Origin of the sequence: Yinghuangia aomiensis (assembly GCF_039542225.1) — a bacterium.
In the GTDB taxonomy this organism is placed as follows: Bacteria; Actinomycetota; Actinomycetes; order Streptomycetales; family Streptomycetaceae; genus Yinghuangia; species Yinghuangia aomiensis.
This window is the reverse complement of record NZ_BAABHS010000047.1, coordinates 25,281-41,645: the sequence shown is the minus strand read 5'-3', so window position 1 is coordinate 41,645 and position 16,365 is coordinate 25,281. Positions and strand designations below refer to the sequence as shown.

Below are 16,365 nucleotides of genomic sequence, written 5' to 3'. Positions count from 1 at the left end.
GTCCTCTCGGTGGGGTGTCGTGGATGCGGCGGGCGCCGTGGGCGTCACGGGCGTCACGGGCGTCGCGGATGTCATGGGTATCGCGGGTGTCGTGGCGTGACGCGTCACGGCGTGACGATCGGGAAGTCCGGGTCGCCCGGGTCGAGCACCGCGGCGAGGGTGCCGAGCACGGACGCGTCGCCGTCGACCCGGATGCCGGCCTCGGCCAACGTCTCGGGGGTGACCTGGCCGGAGGCCAGCACGGGAAGGGACTTGGCGGTGGCGGTCAGGGTGACGTCGGCGTCGCCCTTCTGCGGCGCGCCGCTGTATGTGAGCGCGCCGTTGGCGAGGCGCAGCCGGTAGCGGTCGCCGGTGTCGGTGAGGGCGATGTCGATGCTGAGGTTCTCGTTCCACGCCTTGGGCCCGTCGACCTGGACGGCGATGGCGTCGAACAGCATCCTCGGGCTGAGGTTCGCGATGACGTCCGGAGCGGCGGCCACCGTCGGGGTGCCGAACTGTCCGTCGCGCAGCTCGGTCGTCCCGGACAGGTAGAAGTTGCGCCAGGTGCCGTTCTCGGCGCCGTAGCCCAGCTGCTCGAAGGTGTCGGCCAGCAGGTCGCGTGCGGCGGCGTGGTCGGGCTGGGCGAACACGACGTGGCCGAGCACTTCGGCGACCCAGCGGTAGTCGCCCGCCGCGAACGACTCGCGGGCTTTGGCGACGACGGCGTCGGCGCCGCCCATGAAGTCGACGTAGCGCTTGCCCTGCTCGACGGGGGTGTGCTGCCACAGGTGGGCGGGGTTGCCGTCGAACCAGCCCATGTAGCGCTGGTAGATCGCCTTGAGGTTGTGGCTGACCGAGCCGTAGTAGCCGTGCGTGCTCCAGGCGTTCTCCAGCGCGGGCGGGAGTTGCAGGTGCTCGGCGATCTCGGTGCCGGTCCAGCCCTTGTTGATGAGGCGCAGGGTCTGGTCGTGCAGGTAGGCGTAGAGGTCGCGCTGGATGCCGAGGAACTGCACGACGCGTTCCTGCCCCCAGGTCGGCCAGTGGTGCGAGGCGAACGCGACGTCGGTCTTGTCGCCGAACAGGTCGATGGCTTCGGTGAGGTAGTGCGCCCACGAGTGCGGGTCGCGGACGACCGCGCCGCGCAGGGTCAGCAGGTTGTGCAGGGTGTGGGTGGCGTCCTCGGCCGTGCACAGCGCCCGGAAGGCCGGGAAGTAGATGAGCATCTCGGACGGCGCCTCGGTGTCGGGCGCCATCTGGAAGACCATGCGGACGCCGTCGACGGTCTCTTCCTGCCCGGTGGTGTGGATCTCCACCGTCGGCGGGATGAGGGTGACGGTGCCGGTCGAGGTCGTCTGGCCGAGGCCGGCGCCGACGGAGCCGTGCGGCCCGCGGGCGAGGGCGGCGCCGTACATGTAGGCGGCACGGCGGCCCATGGCGGTGCCCGCGTAGACGTTCTCGGAGACAGCGTGTTCGAGGAAGCCCGAAGGGGCGAGGACCGGGACGCGGCCGGCGTCGACGTCGTCCTGGGTGGTGACGCCCTTGACGCCGGCGAAGTGGTCGACGTGCGAGTGGGTGTAGACGACGCCGGTGACCCGGCGTTCGCCGCGGTGCTGCCGGTAGAGCGCGAGTGCCGCGGCGGCGGTCTCGGTGCCCAGCAGCGGGTCGATCACGACGACACCGCTGTCGCCTTCGACGAACGTGACGTTCGACAGGTCGAAGCCGCGGACCTGGTAGATGCCTTCGACGACCTCGAACAGGCCCTGTTCGGCGACGAGCTGGGACTGCCGCCACAGGCTCGGGTTCACCGAGTCGGGCGCATCGCCCTTGAGGAACGCGTAGGTGTCGTTGTCCCACACCACCGTTCCGTCGTCGGCGGTCACGGCGTTCGGTTCCCGACGGGCGATCAGGCCGCGGGTCGCGTCGGCGAAGTCCTGCGTGTCGCCGAACGGCAGGCGGTCGCGTACGTCGGCCTGCTGTCGGACGACGGTGGGCTCGGGTTGCTTGGGCGTCGAAGTCATGGCGATAGATTTGCACCATTTGTCAGGTATCGCACACGGACACACCTGCGTTCTCCGGCCCGTCCGGCTTGGCCCGCTCTTCGCGCAGCAACGCGATGATCGACGTGACCATGGCGACCGCCGGCACGGCCAGCATCGCGCCGAGCACGCCGAGCACCGCACCGCCCGCGACCACCGACACCATGACGACCGCGGGATGCAGCGACACCGTGCGGCTCTGGATACCCGGCTGGAGGAAGTTCCCCTCGATCTGCTGCACGGCCAGGACCACGGCCAGCGCCCACAACGCGGTGCCGAGCCCCTGGTCGGCGAACGCCACGAGGACCGCGACCAGGCCGGACAGGAACGCGCCGACATAGGGGACGTACGCGCCGACGAAGACCAGCGCCGCCAGCCCTTCGGCCCGCGGCACACCGAGCAGCGCGAGCCCCAGCGCGATGAACAACGCGTCGATGAGCGCGATCAGCGTGGTGCCGCGCATGAACCCGGCGACGGCGAGGAACGCACGGCGCAGGATCTTGACGGTCAGGTCGGTGTAGCGGCCGGGGACGACCGCCCGGGTGAACGCGGGCAGCTTGTGCGCGTCGCGGAGCAGGAAGAAGGTGAGCGCCAGGGTGAGGATGCCGCCGGTCGCGAGCTGGATCGCGATCCCGACGCCGCCGACCACGCCGGACGCGAGGGCGGAGGCGAGCTTGCCGCCGAACGCGCGCATGCCGTCGGCGGCTTGCGAGGCCGGGTCGGCGGCGGAGCCGTACTGCTCGCGCAACCGGTCGGCGGCGTCGGAGAGCTGGCGCCCGATCTTGGGCGCGCTGTCCGCGATCAGCCGCACGAGGATCCAGCCGACTCCGACGATGAGCACGACCAGCACCAGGCAGGTCAGCGCCGCCGCGGCGGAGCGCGGCAGCCGCCAGCGGACCAGGCGCTGATGGAGCGGATAGAGCAGCGCGGACCCGAGCACGGCCACCGCCAACGGCGCGGTAACCGCCCGCAGATAGACGACCAGCAGCGCCATGGCCACGAACACCGCGGCCACCAACAGCCCGACCACACACCACGCGGCCACCCGCCGAGCCCCGGGCGGCAGCCCGTCCGCGGGCCGGCTCACGGGGCACACCCGCAGGCCCGGACGAGGCGCTGATGGAACGGATAGAGCAGCGCGGACCCGAGCAGCGCCACCGCCAACGGCGCGGTGACCGCCCGCGGACAGACGACCGGCAACGCCGCGACCACACACCACGCAGCCAACCGCCACACCTCGGACGGCAGCCCGGCCGTCGGCCGACTCACGAGACACCCCCGCCCGCACGGGCCGGGCGGCACCTGCCGGATCCACCGCGGTCAGCCATGCGGGAAGGAAACCCGGAAAGGGGGCGATTCAAACGCGGGTGGGGGGTGTGGGCGGGCGTGGAGGCTGTCGGCGGGGGTGGGTGAACGCGCGGGGAGGGCGGCGGCGCGAGGAGCGGAGGGGGCACGCCGGCGCGAGACGGTCGGGCAGCGCGCGGCTAAGCGGCAAGCGGCAGTCGGCTTGGCGCTGCTGCTGCCGCGCCGTTCGTAACGTCCGGTTGGGTGTGTCGTTGGGCCTGTCGACGGTTCGCCACGCCTGGGGGTGCGCTCCGATGCCGATCCCGCCTTTCGTCGCCGAGCTGCGGGGCTTGGTCGGCGGTCTGCCGCTGTGGCTGCCCGCGGCCAGCGCGGCGGTCGTGGACGACCGGGGGCGGCTGCTCCTCGGCCGGCGCGCCGACACCGGCTGCTGGGCGCTGATCGGCGGGATCCTCGATCCGGGCGAAGAGCCTGCGGACGGTGTCGTCCGCGAAGTCCTGGAGGAGACCGGCGTCGTGGTCGAGCCGGAGGCGCTCGTGGCGGTGTCGGTCTCGCCCATGGTCGAGTACCCCAACGGCGACCGGGCTCAGTACCTCGACCTGGTCTTCCGGTGCCGCGCGGTGGGCGGCAGCGCCCGGCCGGCCGACGACGAGAACCTGGCCGTGGGGTGGTTCCGACCGGAGCAGGTGCCGGCACTGGACGCGTACACGCGGCACTGCCTGGAACTGGCGCTGGGCCCGGGACGGCCGACGGTGTTCACGGGCGGGACACGCGGCTGAGCCGCCCCGCCGTGTCGATCGGCGGAGCGGCTCGGGTGTTGCCGCGGGTCAGGGTGTTGCGGCGCCCGCGATGATGGCCTGCAGGGCGGCGATGTGGCCTTCGAAGGCGGTCCGGCCGGTGTCGGTGAGCCGGGCGCGGACCTTGCGGCGGGTGCCGCTGAGCCGGCGTTCGGTGGCGATGTAGCCGGCTTCTTCGAGGGTCGTGAGCTGCTTGGAGAGGGCGGAGTCGGACAGGTCGAGCCGGTCCTTGAGGAACGCGAACTCCGCCCAGTCCGCCGCTGCCAGCGTCGCCATGAGGGACAGGCGGGTGCTGGGGTGGATCAGCTCGTCGAACCGTGCGTCGGTCATGCCCGCACCCACCGGCGCAGCACCCGGAGGATCTCCGGGCCGCCGAAGCCGATGACCGAAGCGACCAGCACGGCCGCCCAGATCGCGGCGTGGCCGGCGCCGTCCGCGTCGAGCGCCAGCCCGGCGAGCACGGTGAGCGCGACGAGCACGACCAGCATGCCGATCACCACGAGCGGCAGCCGCCGCCCCGCGACCGCGGCGCTGACCTGCACGCCGCCGGTCCGCCGCCGTCCGTCGAGCAGCCGCGACGCGAGCGCGGCGTGGCCGGCGCCGAACACGAAGGTCGCCGCACCGGCGACCCAGGCGGGGGTCTCGCTGCCGAGCACCCCCAGCACGATCCAGCCCGCGGCCATCGCCCACCAGTAGCCCCGCGGCAGTCCGACTTCGTCGGCAACGTGCTGCTGAGCCCGCTCGGCCACATCGAGCGCGGCCCGAGCTTGATCGGCCGGAATGTTGTCCATGAGACGCCCCTTTGACTTTCCTGCTGGGAAAGTAAGCGTGTCACTTTCCTGCTGGGAAAGTCAAGGGCAGTGCTCGCGAGGCGGGGGCAGCGCGGGGGCGGCCGGGCCCGGCGCAGGCCTGCCGGACGAGCGACAAAGCCGACGGCCACCACACGGCCCCCGACGCCACGCGGCAGCAGAGCCGCACACAGCCCCGTCGGACGCCGCCGACAGTCCCGCCCGCACACGGGGGTTGGGCTCGAGGATCGGGGGACCGAGCCGCGCGGGTCGGCGACCAAGCGGCAGCCGCACACGCCCCCGCCGACTTGCGTCGGCAAACCACGTTCAAACGGCGCGGGCGGGAGCGCACGGCCTCAGGGGCGAGCGGCTCGGGCGGGCGGGGGTGGGCGGCTCAGCCGTGATGTTCCAGGACAGGGTGCGGGTCCCGGCCACGAGCCGCGGCCACGGAGACACCGGGGCGGGACCGCATCGGCCGTGTCGCACCCCTCCCCCACCCTCACCTCCCCTTATCGTCAAACCACCATCAACCGCCACCAATCGGGGGAGGAACAACGGCCAGGGTCAACCGCGATGCCGTCGTGGCGTCGTTGACGTTCTGGTTGCGGCCGGCGTTCACCCTGCAGGTCGCCAACCGGTTCCAGCGGGTGGCCGGGTTCGACCGGGCGATGGCGTTGGCGTCCGCAGCCCTCACCGCCTTGATCCCGTGCGCGATCCTGATCGGCTCGCTGCTGTCGCACGTCGGCAACTCCGACCTCGCCGACCGCATCGTCAACCGCTACGGCCTCACCGGCGGCGGCGCCTCCGCCGTCAAGGACGTGCTGGCCACCACCGACACCGCGGGGACCGGCGGCGACGTGTTCAGCCTCGCCTTCCTGGTGATCTCGCTGCTCAGCTTCTCCCGCTCCGTCCAGCGGCTCTTCGAACGGACCTGGGACCTGCGCCCCCTCAGCGTCCGCAACACCCGCAACGGCCTCGCCTGGATCGCCGGCCTGCTCGCCTACGTCGCCGCCAACGGCTGGCTGCACGCCCTCATCGAAACCGGCCGCGGCGACGTCGCCGCCTCGATCGTCTGCGCTCCCCTGACCGGCATCTTCTTCGTCTGGGGCGGCTGGGTCCTGTCCGCCAAGCGGATCCCGTGGCGCGACCTGCTGCCGTTCGGCTCGGTCATCACGGGGGTCTCGGCCGGGGGCTCGATCGTGGCCGCGCTCTACCTGCCCCGCCTGTTCGACTCGTACGCCGACCGCTACGGCTCGATCGGCGCCGTCTTCGCGATGCTGTCCGCGCTCTTCTGCGCCATGGTCGCGCTCGTCGCCGCCGCCGCGCTGGGACACGAGATCCGCGACGAACTCGCCCGCATCCAACGCGGCGAGCGCCCCCCGGACGACGAAGTCCGCCGCCAGTGGCGGGAACTGCGCGCCCAAGGCGCCGCCCGCTGGCGCACCGCCCGCGAACAGCACCCCGGCCCCCGTCTCCGCCACCGCGGCAACGGCAACGGCAACGGCAACGGCAACGAACCCCACCCCGACAACGGACCCAACGCGGACTGACCTCTCCCCCGGCACACCGCGGCGGCGCCCTGCACGTCGCCGCACCCGACGGCCGGAGTGCGGCACTCGGATACACAGCTATGTACTCAAGAATCTTGACTCTCTCAACAAATGCAAGCACTCTTGCCCCGAGTTATAGATTCCTGGGTACATAGAAAGCGTCAAGGAGACTCCGCCCGTGCGCATCATCTACGTCGACGTGGACACGCTCCGCGCGGACCACACCACCCCGTACGGCTACCACCGCCCCACCACCCCCCACCTCCAAGCGCTCGCCGACAAGTCCGTCGTGTTCGACCGCTACTACTGCTCCGACTCCCCCTGCCTGCCGTCCCGTACGGCGTTGACCAGCGGGCAGTTCGGCATCACCAACGGCGTGATCGGCCACTTCGGCGCCGCGGCGCAGTTCCGGCTCGACTGCGGGCACATGGCGGATCCGGACCGTCCGATGCTCGGGCAGCACCTGGGGCTCGCCGGGATCTACACCGCGGCGGTGTCGGTGTTCGCCGAGCGGCATCGGGCGTACTTCTTCCACGCCAACTTCCGCGAGTCGATCCGTGCGACCGCGAACCAGGGGGACGAGGAGGCGCCGGACGTCAACCGTGCCGCGATCAAGTGGCTGCGGGACCACGCGCACGAAGAGGACTGGTACCTCCACCTCACCTACTGGGAGCCGCACACCGACTACACCCAGCCCGTCGAGTGGACCGAGCGCATGGCCGCTTCCGGTCCCGCCCCCGCGTGGCCGGACCAGGAGACCATCGAGCACCACAAGGCGGAGACCTTCGGCCCGCACAGCGCCCTCGACCTGCACAGCGGCTTCGGCCCGCGGTCCTCGTCCCCCGTGCCCCACAACATGCCCGACGCGGTGCGCGACCGCGCCGAGTTCGAGCACCTGATCAACGGGTTCGACGGCGCGATCGCCTACTGGGACCACTACTTCGGCCGGCTCATGGCGACTCTCGAAGAGCTGGGGATCGCGGACGAGACCGCCGTCATCGTCAGCGCCGACCACGGCGAGTCGTTCGGCGAGAACGGCTCATACGCCGAGCACGGGCTCGCCAACGAGCCGACGCACCGCCTCCCGCTGGTCTTCTACTGGCCCGGCGTGACCGACGAACTCCCCGACGAGGCGCGCCGCAACGACGCGCTGCTCTACAACATCGACCTCGCGCCGACGCTGTGCGACCTGCTCGGCCTCGGCGTCCCGCGTGCCTGGCAGGGCACGTCGTTCGCGGACGCCGTGCGCGGCGAGGCCATCCCGTCGCGCGACTACCTGGTGCTCAGCCACGGTGCGCACACCTACCAGCGGTCGGTGCGCACCCGCGACCACATGTACATCCGCACGTTCCACCCCGGCTGCTTCAGCACCGAGTGGGAGCAGCTCTTCAACGTCACCGAGGACCCGCACCTCACCCGCGACCTCCTCCCCGACGAACCCGAACTCGCCGCGCGGATGCGCTCCCACCTGGCCGAATGGATCTTCGAGTACGCGGGCCGCCCCGGCTGCCTCCCCGACCCGATGCAGTCCACGCTGCAGACCGGGCCGCAGTACAACGACCCGGTCGCCTACGCCGCCCACCTCCGCGACACCGGCCGCGCCCACCTCGCCGAACGCCTGGAGGCCAACCTCGCGCACGTCACCGTGCCGGTGTCCTGGCACGCGCCCGAGGTCACCTTCCCGGCGGATCTGCGCGGCCGTTGGCTCACCTCGCCGGGCTTCGCCCCGATGATCGAGACGCTCATGAGGCGCCGCGCCGGTACCGACGCGGCGCCCTGAGCCTGCGGAGGGTCCGCCCCGGTCACCCCACGCCGGGTGACGGGGCGGCCCGGCGGCCCGGCGGAATCCGCCGGCCTTGGCGGTTATCTCGGCGATCCCGCACGCGAATCCAACCGTTCACCCGGGGTTGCGCCGGAGTTGCAATCCGCCGGGCCGACAGCTGTCGACGGTCGCGAACTATCCTTGGACAGAGGGGATTTGCTCCCAATCGGCGGCGATTCGCGCAACCAACTCACCGTAACCCGGCATGAGTTCCTTGCGGAACCGGGTGGATGGGCCGACCACGACGAGTGCGCCGACCGGTACTCCGCCGGCGCCGCAGAGGGCGGCACCGACCGCGCGGGTGCCGTCGGTGACCTCGTTGTCGTTGGCGCCCCATCCGCGGCTCCGGGTGGCCCGCAGGACCCCGTCGGTGAGCCCGGGGTCGACGCGGCGCCAGGCCGGCAACAATTCGGCGGGCAGCAGCGCCGCGATCGCCCGCAGCGCCGAACTCGACTTCGCCGGCATCTCGGTGCCGACGGGGACTGCGACCCGCAGGGTGTGCGTGCTTTCGACGGCGTCGGCGATCACCAGCCGGTCACCGTCCGGGACCACCAGCATCGCGGTCTCCCCGGTCGCGTCGCGCGCCGCCTCCATCAACGGGCGCGCGGCGTCGACCAGTGACGCGGCGGCGGGCGCGCGCAGCACGGCGAGGAGCCCGGGGGCGAAGTACCAGCGGCCGTCCGCGGTGCGCCGGAGCCAGCCCGTGGACCCCAACGTCACCGCCAGGCGGTGCACGGCGCTCTTGTCGATCCCGGTGCTCCGCGCGAGATCGCTGACTCCGGCCGGCTGCCGCCGGGCGAGTTCCTCCAGGAGCAGGCAGGCGTTCTTGACCGACTGGATTTCCTTGACCGAGGACACCCGACACTCCTAGCATCAAAAAGAAACACAATCGTGTTACAGAGTAACACGGATGAGGAGTGTCAGCATGGGCGCCGACACCACCGGCACCGGTCTTCCCTGGGTCGAGGCGATCGCGGACTCCTTCCCGCGGCGCTCGTTCCGGGCCTTCCACACCGCGGAGTTGCCCGCGCTGAACGCCGAGCGGGGCGCTCTGGTCGCCGCCGACCTGGCGGGCGTGCCGCCGCTGGCGTTCCGCCTGCCGGACGGCCCCACGTACACGTGGATCGCCGGCCCGGACGGGATCTCCGTGGCCGAAGGCGACGCGGGCGCGGGCGCCCTCGTGGAACTCGACGAACGCACGTTCTCCGATCACCTGAACGAACTCCTCACCGCGAGCGGCTGCGTGCGCACCGACCGGGCGGAACTCGTCCGCGGCACGCTCCAGGACTGGAAGCGGTGGGAGCCCGCCACCCGGGCCCTGCTGAGCGGAACGCCGATCTACACCAACGCGGTCCGGGACAGCCTCGTCGACCGCGACGGCGCGCCGCTCGACCTGCACCGCAGCTTCCCGGCCGACGGCGACCGCGAGGAGATGCGGCACTTCCTCCTGACCGCGGGCTTCCTGCACGTCAAGGGCGTCTACAGCGCCGACGAGGTCGCCCGGTTCGGCGCGGAGGTCGAACACGCACGGACGCGGACCACGCCCGGCGACCGCTTCTCGTGGTGGTCGCTCAACGCGGCGGGCGACGAGGTGGTCACCCGGATCAACTACCTGGGCCGCTTTTCCCCGCTGCTCCAGGAACTGTGCTTCGAGCCGCGGCTGACCGAGTTCGCCCGGCTGGCCGGTGCCGGATTCCGGGTCTGCGACGACCGCCTCGACGGGCCGATGGTGTTCGTCAAGTCCTCGCACATCGTCAAGGGCGACGGCGACCTCGGCTGGCACACCGACGACGGCATCGGCGGCCACCCCGCGATGTGCCCGCTGATTCAGGCGGGCATCCAACTCGACCACGCCAACCCGGAGAACGGCCAGCTCATGGTCCTGGCCGGCTCGCACCGCCATGTCAACCACTGGCTCAAGTGGGGCGACGAAGGCGACCTGCCGGTGGTCCGGATCGAGACCGAACCCGGCGACCTCACCGTGCACTTCGGCGACATCATGCACAGCACCCCGCCGCCGACCGGCCCCGACGCCGGACGACGCGCGCTGTACTACAAGTTCGCCGAAGAGAAGACCTTCGCGTGGATCCCGTCCGGCTGCCACTACAACGACGCGCTCTTCCGCGCCGACAAGACCGGCCGTATCTCCGCCCGCGCGACGACGCACTGACCCGGTCCGCCAGCCGACGACGCGCCCGGACGCCACGTGTGCGGCTCAGGGAGTGCGGGCCCTCAGGTGGGCCCGCTCGCCCTGGTGGCCGAACAGGACGAGGAGTTCGACGGGCCGGTCGCCGTCGGCGCCGAGCCAGTGCGGTACGTGCGTGTCGAACTCCGCCGCCTCGCCCGCTTTGAGGACCAGGCTCCGGTCGCCCGGCACCAGGCGCAGCCGCCCGGCGAGGACGTAGACCCATTCGAACCCCTCGTGGGTCTTCGTCTCCGGCTCGGCGCCGGGCCGGGGCGGGATGAGGAGCTTGTGCGCCTGGATGCCGCCGGGGCGGCTGAGCGGCACGTACGTCATGCCGTCCTGGGTCACCGGGCGCAGGTGGAGGCGCGGGTCGCCGGTGCGGGGCGCGCCCACGAGGTCGTCGAGGGGGACCGCGTACACCTCGGACAGCGGCAGCAGCAGTTCGAGAGTCGGCTTGCGGGTGCCGCCTTCCAGCCGGGACAGCGTGCTCTCGTTGATCCCGGTCTGCCGTGCCAGGTCGGCGAGGGTCATCCCGCGGCGCCGCCGCAGCTCGCGCAGGCGGGGTCCGACCGCGTCCAGGACGTCCTTCCGTGCGTGCGCCATGCCCTCCACCTTGCCGAAACGGCACGAAGCTTTGCAACCGCGGCACGGCGGGGCGCAGTCTCGGGGCAGCGGGCCGATCGGCGGCCCACCTCCCGAAACGAGGCTTCCGCGATGCCCACCGACACCGACTCCGCCGCCTTCTGGGAGCAGCACTACGCACGGCTCGACGGCGCCTGGGGCACCCATCCCAACCCCGTGGTCGCCGAGGCCGTCACCGCACTCGCCCCCGAAGCGCGCGGAGCCTCCGGAGCCCCCGGCACCGCGCTGGACCTCGGCTGCGGACACGGCGGCGACGCGCTGTGGCTGGCCGCCCGCGGCTGGGACGTGACCGCGGTCGACGTCGCGCCGACCGCGCTCGACCGGGTCGCCGAGCGGGCGCGGGCCGCCGGTGTCGCGGACCGCGTGCACCCTGTCGCCCACGACCTGGCCCGGACCTTCCCCGCGGGCACGTTCGACCTGGTCGGCGCAGCGTACTTCCACACGCCGCTCGACATCCCGCGGGACGCCGTCCTGCGCCGCGCCGCCGGGGCGGTGGCCCCGCACGGCCTGCTGCTCATCGTGGAGCACGCCTCGTTCGCGCCGTGGTCCTGGCGGTCCGAGGACGAGGTCCGCTTCCCCACCCCCGACGAGACCTTGGCGTCGCTGCGGCTCGGCGACGGCTGGCGGGTCGAGCGCTGCGATGCGCCGCAGCGTACCGCCACGGGTCCGCAGGGACAGACGGCCACCGTCACCGACAACGTGATCGCGCTGCGCCGCAACACCTGACGCGGCTTGCCTCCCCCGACCACGCGACCGCACCCGAGCCCCCGGAGAACGCATGCCCACCCGTCGCACCGACGCCCCGCCGCCGCGCACCGCGAACACCGAAGCCGACGTCCTCCGCGGCTTCCTCGACTACCTCCGCACGTCCATCGCCCGCAAGGTCGAGGGCGCGCCGGAGCCGCAGGCCCGCACCGCCGCCGTCCCGTCGGGCACCAACCTGCTCGGCCTGCTCACCCACCTGACCGCGGTCGAGAGCGCGACCTTCCTCGCTGCCGAAGTCGCCGACTGGCAGGCGACGTTCCACGCGGATCCGGACGACGGCGCGGCCGAGGTCGTCGCCCGCTACCGGGACACCGTCGCCCGCGCGAACGCCGTCCTCGACACCCATGCCGATCTCGGCGCCGCACTCCCCCGCGCCGGCCGCACGGGCAGCGGGCCGAGCGTCCGGTGGGCCCTCACCCACCTGATCGAGGAGACCGGCCGCCACGCCGGCCACGCCGACATCCTCCGCGAACTCGCGGACGGCAGCACGGGCCGGTGACCGTCGAGCGGGCGGCGGCCCTCACCGGCGCGCCCGGCCCCGCGCACCACGTGGGTGGGGGGGCGGGCGAACGCGGTTTCCGGGGCTACTCGGCGTAGTTCTGGTTGTCGCCCTGCGCGCTGTAGCCGAGGTTCCAGATGTATCCGTCGAGGTCCGCGAACGAGCCTCCGTAGCCGCCCCACTGCAGGTCCGCGGCGGGCTTGAGGATCGTGGCACCGGCCTTCGCGGCCTCTTCCATGACCTCGTCGATCCGCTTCTGCTCGCGGACCACGTAGGTGAGGACGAGCCCGCTGAAGCCGTTGCCCTCGGGGCTGGTGCCCACCAGGTCGGCGAGGCCTTCGCGGCCGTAGAAGCCGACGGGGGTGCCGCCGTCCGGGGCGAAGAAGACCGAGATGCCGTAGTCGTTCTCGATCTTCCAGCCGAGGCCTTCGGTGTAGAAGCGCTTGGACGCCTCCATGTCCCGGACGCCCAGGAGGATCGCGCTGACGTTCGCCTTCATGCCGTACCCCTTGCGTCGTGTTCGTTCCTTCGTGGACCACGCTAGGGATGGGGCCCACGGCAGCGCTTCTCGATTCCTGATCACTGCGTCCGCGGACGCGAAACGGCCCCGGGCCGGAGGAGGACCTCCTGCCCGGGGCCGACAAAAGCCCAGGTCACCCCGGGTCACCCCAGGTCACCCGGCGGCGCCGCAGCGCTCCGTGTCGATCTCCGCCAGCGTGGCGTCGTTGTAGCGGGACCCCCGCACGGTCTCCGCGTTCAGCACCTGCCCGGCCGCCTCCAGTGCCGCCGCGGGCACGTCGAGTTCCAGGACGGCCATGTTCTCGCGCAGATGTGCGATCGAACGCGTGCCCGGGATGGCGACGACGTGCTCGCCACGCGACAGTACCCACGCGAGAGCGAGCTGTGCGGGGGTGCAGCCGGCCTCGCGGGCGATGTCCGCGATCCGCGCGTGCAGCTCCAGGTTCGCGGCGTAGTTGTCCGCGGCGAACCGCGGCATGTTCCGCCGGATGTCCTTCTCCGGCAGCGTCGCCGGGTCCGGCGGTGCGGCCGTCAGGAAGCCGCGCGCGAGCGGGCTGAACGCGACGAGGGCGACGCCTAGTTCGGCCGCCGCGGCGAGCGTGCCTTGCTCCGGGTTGCGCGACCACAGGCTGTACTCGTTCTGCAGGGCCGCGATCGGGTGCACGGCGTGCGCCTTGCGCAGCGTGTCGGCGGAGACCTCGGAGAGCCCGAGCGTGCGCACCTTCCCGGCCGCGACCAGGTCGGTCATCGCGCCGACGCTGTCCTCGATCGGGACCTGCCGGTCGAACCGGTGCAGGTAGTAGAGGTCGATGACGTCGGTCTTGAGCCGGGTCAGGGCCTCGTCGGCGGTGCGCCGGATGGTGTCGGGGCGGCCGTCGATGACGCGCTGCCCGTTCACGCCGGTCATGCCGCACTTGCTGGCCAGCACGACCGCGTCCCGGTGGTCGGCCAGCACGCGGCCGACGAGTTCCTCGTTGGCGCCGAAGCCGTAGAGCGCGGCGGTGTCGAAGAGCGTGACGCCCTCCGCCACAGCCGTGCGCAGCAGCCGTTCGGCGTCCTCCGTGGAGGGGGCGGTGCCGTAGGCGTGGCTGACGTTCATGCAGCCGAGCCCGATCGCGGGAACCTCGAAGGGGCCGATCCGGCGCGGGGTGCGGGCCGGACCGGCCGCCGGGGCGGGGATCACGCGGTCGCGGCAGCGGTGAGCTGCGCTTCGAGGGCGGCCAGCGTGCGGTAGCAGGGCAGCACCTGCGCGATGGACGAGTTGGGCTCGCGGCCTTCGCGGATGGCGGCGACGAACTCGCGGTCCTGGAGTTCGATGCCGTCCATCGAGACGTCGACTCCGCTGACGTCGATCGGCTCGTCCTTTCCGGTGAACAGGTCGTCGTAGCGGGCGATGTAGGTGCCCGTGTCGCCGATGTAGCGGAAGAACGTGCCGAGCGGCCCGTCGTTGTTGAAGGACAGCGACAGGGTGCAGATGGCGCCGTTCTCCGCGCGCAGCTGGATCGACATGTCCATGGCGATGCCCAGCTCGGGGTGGATCGGGCCCTGGATCGCGTTGGCCTGCACGACCGGCGACCCGGTCTGGTAGGCGAACAGGTCGACGGTGTGCGCGGCGTGGTGCCACAGCAGGTGGTCGGTCCAGGAGCGCGGCTGCCCGAGCGCGTTGAGGTTCTTGCGGCGGAAGAAGTACGTCTGGACGTCCATCTGCTGGATGCCGTACTCGCCCGCCTCGATGCGGCGCTTGACCCACTGGTGGCTCGGGTTGAACCGGCGGGTGTGCCCGACCATCGCGACCAGGCCGGTGCGCTGCTGGGCTTCCAGGCAGGCCTCGGCGTCGGCGAGCGAGTCGGCCAGCGGGATCTCCACCTGGACGTGCTTGCCGGCTTCCAGGCACGCGATGGTCTGCGCGGCATGCATCTGGGTGGGGGTGGCGAGGATGACGGCGTCGACGTCGTCCATCGCCAGCACCTCGTCGAGGGTGGCGACGCCGCGGCCGACGCCCTGCTCGGCGGCGAACCGCTCGGCGCTCTCCAGAGTGCTGCTCACGACGGCGACGACCTCGACGCCCTTGATCCGCTTGAGCGCGGCCGCGTGCTTGGCGCCGAACGCGCCGCCTCCGGCGAGGGCGATGCGGACGGTCTGCTCGTCAGTCATGACACTCCTTCGGCGGGCTCCACGGCCCGCGGGTGGTTCTCCAGGCTGGGCTGGTTTTCCAGAACGAGATGGCCGACGGCGGTGTTCGACGCCGGCACATGGTAGAAGCGGTGCTTGACCTCGACCTGGCCCGAGCCGTCGACGTCGCTCATCGCGCCGCGCGCGATCAGCCACATGACGAGCTCGATGCCTTCCGACCCCGCCTGCTCGACGTATTCCAGGTGCGGCACCTGTGCCAGGCCCGCGGGGTCCTCGATCAGCTTGTCGAGGAACGCGTTGTCCCACTCGCGGTTGATCAAACCCGCGCGCGGGCCCTGGAGCTGGTGGCTCATGCCGCCGGTGCCCCACACCTGGACCTTGAGCGGCCGGTCGTAGGACTCGATGGCCTTGCGCAGCGCCTGGCCGAGCTTGAAGCACCGGGCACCGGACGGCACCGGGTACTGCACGACGTTGACGTGGAACGGGATGACCTTGACCGGCCACTTCGCCACGTCGCCGAACATGAGGGACAGCGGCACGGTCAGGCCGTGGTCGACCGGCATCTCGTTGACGAGCGTCAGGTCGAAGTCGTCCTGGATGAGCGAGTGCGCGATGTGCGCGGCCAGGCCGGGGTCGCCTTCGATGCCGGGCACCGGGCGGGGGCCGTAGCCCTCGTCGGCGGTCGGGTAGGCGGCGCCGGTGCCGAGTACGAACGTGGGGATGATCGACGAGTCGAACGCGGTGGCGTGGTCGTTGTAGACCAGGAAGACCACGTCGGGGAGGTCGTCCTTCTCCCACTGCTTGGCGTAGTCGTATCCCGCGAAGACCGGCTTCCAATAAGGCTCTTCGGTCTTGCCGTGGTCGAGTGCCGCGCCGATCGCGGGCACGTGCGAGGTGAACACCGCACCGGTGATCACGGCGTGCTCGGCGGGCGGCGCCTGGTCGGCGTACGCGGCGTCGAGGACGGCATGGTCGATGCGGTTGCCCTCGAGGGAGCGGCCGCCGCCGACCATCATGTCGCGGTACTCCTGCTCGGTCATGCCGGTCATCGACCCGGCCATCTGCTGGAACGACAGTCCCAGCGCGGCGCCCCACTTCGCGAGGAAGTAGATGTTGCCGCCCTCGCGCATCGCGGCGTTGAGGTCGCGGTCGAGCAGCGCCTGCTTCTGCTCCTCGCGCAGCGGCCACTCGTCCAGGTAGGCGCGCTGGTCGGCGAGGAACCGGGCGCGGTTCTCCGCCTTCATCAGCGACATGCAGAACTGGTTGAGGTGGTATCCCTTCGCGGCCTGGTCGGCGTCGAAGATCGTCGTCCCCGGAACCAGGCGGTATGTCCGGTCCAATGCCATGG

The 16,365-nt window shown here is 71.8% G+C and carries 17 protein-coding genes; 6 read left to right on the top strand and 11 right to left on the bottom strand.

The genetic code is table 11. The annotated features are described in order from the left end of the window. Positions 1-104 precede the first annotated feature (104 nt). The 3 genes from ABEA93_RS37640 to ABEA93_RS37630 are packed head-to-tail and all read right to left on the bottom strand — an operon-like array spanning position 105 to position 3,284. Positions 105-1,997, bottom strand: coding sequence for an alkyl/aryl-sulfatase (locus tag ABEA93_RS37640; RefSeq protein ID WP_345680472.1), 1,893 nt, complete (start codon positions 1,995-1,997; stop codon positions 105-107). Positions 1,998-2,019: 22 nt separating this feature from the next. Next, a complete protein-coding gene (locus ABEA93_RS37635) occupies positions 2,020-3,102 on the bottom strand; it encodes an AI-2E family transporter (RefSeq protein ID WP_345680471.1) in 1,083 nt (360 codons plus the stop codon). Continuing rightward, positions 3,099-3,284, bottom strand: coding sequence for a hypothetical protein (locus ABEA93_RS37630; RefSeq protein WP_345680470.1), 186 nt, complete (start codon positions 3,282-3,284; stop codon positions 3,099-3,101). The genes ABEA93_RS37635 and ABEA93_RS37630 overlap by 4 nt, the downstream gene beginning before the upstream one ends. A 329-nt stretch (positions 3,285-3,613) precedes the next feature. Between ABEA93_RS37630 and ABEA93_RS37625 the strand changes: the two genes are divergently transcribed. Beyond that, complete coding sequence (locus tag ABEA93_RS37625; RefSeq protein WP_345680468.1) at positions 3,614-4,096, top strand: NUDIX hydrolase; 483 nt, start codon at positions 3,614-3,616, stop codon at positions 4,094-4,096. Positions 4,097-4,144: 48 nt separating this feature from the next. On the opposite strand, the gene ABEA93_RS37620 is transcribed toward ABEA93_RS37625, so the two are convergent. Both ABEA93_RS37620 and ABEA93_RS37615 read right to left on the bottom strand, forming a co-directional pair. Continuing rightward, positions 4,145-4,444, bottom strand: a complete 300-nt coding sequence (locus ABEA93_RS37620; RefSeq protein WP_345680467.1) for a transcriptional regulator — start codon at positions 4,442-4,444, stop codon at positions 4,145-4,147. Further along, positions 4,441-4,905, bottom strand: coding sequence for a hypothetical protein (locus ABEA93_RS37615; protein WP_345680466.1), 465 nt, complete (start codon positions 4,903-4,905; stop codon positions 4,441-4,443). The genes ABEA93_RS37620 and ABEA93_RS37615 overlap by 4 nt, the downstream gene beginning before the upstream one ends. 578 nt (positions 4,906-5,483) lie before the next feature. On the opposite strand from ABEA93_RS37615, the gene ABEA93_RS37610 reads away from it, so the two are divergent. Next, complete coding sequence (locus ABEA93_RS37610; protein ID WP_345680465.1) at positions 5,484-6,452, top strand: YhjD/YihY/BrkB family envelope integrity protein; 969 nt, start codon at positions 5,484-5,486, stop codon at positions 6,450-6,452. Between the two features lie 178 nt (positions 6,453-6,630). Beyond that, positions 6,631-8,232, top strand: a complete 1,602-nt coding sequence (locus tag ABEA93_RS37605; protein WP_345680464.1) for a sulfatase family protein — start codon at positions 6,631-6,633, stop codon at positions 8,230-8,232. 177 nt (positions 8,233-8,409) lie between these two features. Here the strand turns inward: ABEA93_RS37605 and ABEA93_RS37600 are convergent, their stop codons facing one another. Continuing rightward, a complete protein-coding gene (locus ABEA93_RS37600) occupies positions 8,410-9,132 on the bottom strand; it encodes an IclR family transcriptional regulator (protein ID WP_345680463.1) in 723 nt (240 codons plus the stop codon). Between the two features lie 67 nt (positions 9,133-9,199). Between ABEA93_RS37600 and ABEA93_RS37595 the strand changes: the two genes are divergently transcribed. After that, positions 9,200-10,444 carry a phytanoyl-CoA dioxygenase family protein gene (locus ABEA93_RS37595; protein WP_345680462.1) on the top strand — a complete coding sequence of 415 codons (1,245 nt, stop codon included), beginning with the start codon at positions 9,200-9,202 and terminating at the stop codon, positions 10,442-10,444. Positions 10,445-10,489: 45 nt separating this feature from the next. Here ABEA93_RS37595 and ABEA93_RS37590 read toward each other — a convergent pair whose 3' ends face one another. Next, positions 10,490-11,062 carry a helix-turn-helix domain-containing protein gene (locus ABEA93_RS37590; RefSeq protein ID WP_345680461.1) on the bottom strand — a complete coding sequence of 191 codons (573 nt, stop codon included), beginning with the start codon at positions 11,060-11,062 and terminating at the stop codon, positions 10,490-10,492. Between the two features lie 111 nt (positions 11,063-11,173). Here ABEA93_RS37590 and ABEA93_RS37585 point away from each other — a divergent pair, with 111 nt between their 5' ends. Next, complete coding sequence (locus ABEA93_RS37585; RefSeq protein ID WP_345680460.1) at positions 11,174-11,827, top strand: SAM-dependent methyltransferase; 654 nt, start codon at positions 11,174-11,176, stop codon at positions 11,825-11,827. Between the two features lie 52 nt (positions 11,828-11,879). Next, positions 11,880-12,365 carry a DinB family protein gene (locus ABEA93_RS37580; protein WP_345680459.1) on the top strand — a complete coding sequence of 162 codons (486 nt, stop codon included), beginning with the start codon at positions 11,880-11,882 and terminating at the stop codon, positions 12,363-12,365. Between the two features lie 85 nt (positions 12,366-12,450). Here ABEA93_RS37580 and ABEA93_RS37575 read toward each other — a convergent pair whose 3' ends face one another. From ABEA93_RS37575 to ligA, 4 genes are all read right to left on the bottom strand, one after another. Further along, positions 12,451-12,864 carry a VOC family protein gene (locus tag ABEA93_RS37575; RefSeq protein ID WP_345680458.1) on the bottom strand — a complete coding sequence of 138 codons (414 nt, stop codon included), beginning with the start codon at positions 12,862-12,864 and terminating at the stop codon, positions 12,451-12,453. A gap of 174 nt (positions 12,865-13,038) precedes the next feature. Beyond that, on the bottom strand, positions 13,039-14,067 hold the full coding sequence (locus ABEA93_RS37570) for an aldo/keto reductase (protein WP_345680457.1): 1,029 nt from the start codon (positions 14,065-14,067) through the stop codon (positions 13,039-13,041). Next, the gene (locus ABEA93_RS37565) at positions 14,064-15,038 is read right to left on the bottom strand and encodes a Gfo/Idh/MocA family oxidoreductase (protein WP_345680456.1); all 975 of its coding nucleotides are present in this window, start codon (positions 15,036-15,038) and stop codon (positions 14,064-14,066) included. The genes ABEA93_RS37570 and ABEA93_RS37565 overlap by 4 nt, the downstream gene beginning before the upstream one ends. Further along, positions 15,035-16,363 carry a protocatechuate 4,5-dioxygenase subunit alpha gene (gene ligA, locus ABEA93_RS37560; protein WP_345680455.1) on the bottom strand — a complete coding sequence of 443 codons (1,329 nt, stop codon included), beginning with the start codon at positions 16,361-16,363 and terminating at the stop codon, positions 15,035-15,037. Before ligA ends, ABEA93_RS37565 begins: the two co-directional genes overlap by 4 nt. Between the last annotated feature and the right edge of the window lie 2 nt (positions 16,364-16,365).

What these genes read in the sequence shown, in the direction of transcription:
- ABEA93_RS37595 (WP_345680462.1), top strand. Translation starts at nt 9,200, where the DNA reads ATGGGCGCCGACACCACCGGCACCGGTCTTCCCTGGGTCGAGGCGATC.
- ABEA93_RS37565 (WP_345680456.1), bottom strand. Translation starts at nt 15,038, where the DNA reads ATGACTGACGAGCAGACCGTCCGCATCGCCCTCGCCGGAGGCGGCGCG.
- ABEA93_RS37640 (WP_345680472.1), bottom strand. Translation starts at nt 1,997, where the DNA reads ATGACTTCGACGCCCAAGCAACCCGAGCCCACCGTCGTCCGACAGCAG.
- ABEA93_RS37615 (WP_345680466.1), bottom strand. Translation starts at nt 4,905, where the DNA reads ATGGACAACATTCCGGCCGATCAAGCTCGGGCCGCGCTCGATGTGGCC.
- ABEA93_RS37575 (WP_345680458.1), bottom strand. Translation starts at nt 12,864, where the DNA reads ATGAAGGCGAACGTCAGCGCGATCCTCCTGGGCGTCCGGGACATGGAG.
- ABEA93_RS37590 (WP_345680461.1), bottom strand. Translation starts at nt 11,062, where the DNA reads ATGGCGCACGCACGGAAGGACGTCCTGGACGCGGTCGGACCCCGCCTG.
- ABEA93_RS37585 (WP_345680460.1), top strand. Translation starts at nt 11,174, where the DNA reads ATGCCCACCGACACCGACTCCGCCGCCTTCTGGGAGCAGCACTACGCA.
- ABEA93_RS37620 (WP_345680467.1), bottom strand. Translation starts at nt 4,444, where the DNA reads ATGACCGACGCACGGTTCGACGAGCTGATCCACCCCAGCACCCGCCTG.
- ABEA93_RS37580 (WP_345680459.1), top strand. Translation starts at nt 11,880, where the DNA reads ATGCCCACCCGTCGCACCGACGCCCCGCCGCCGCGCACCGCGAACACC.
- ABEA93_RS37625 (WP_345680468.1), top strand. Translation starts at nt 3,614, where the DNA reads ATGCCGATCCCGCCTTTCGTCGCCGAGCTGCGGGGCTTGGTCGGCGGT.
- ligA (WP_345680455.1), bottom strand. Translation starts at nt 16,363, where the DNA reads ATGGCATTGGACCGGACATACCGCCTGGTTCCGGGGACGACGATCTTC.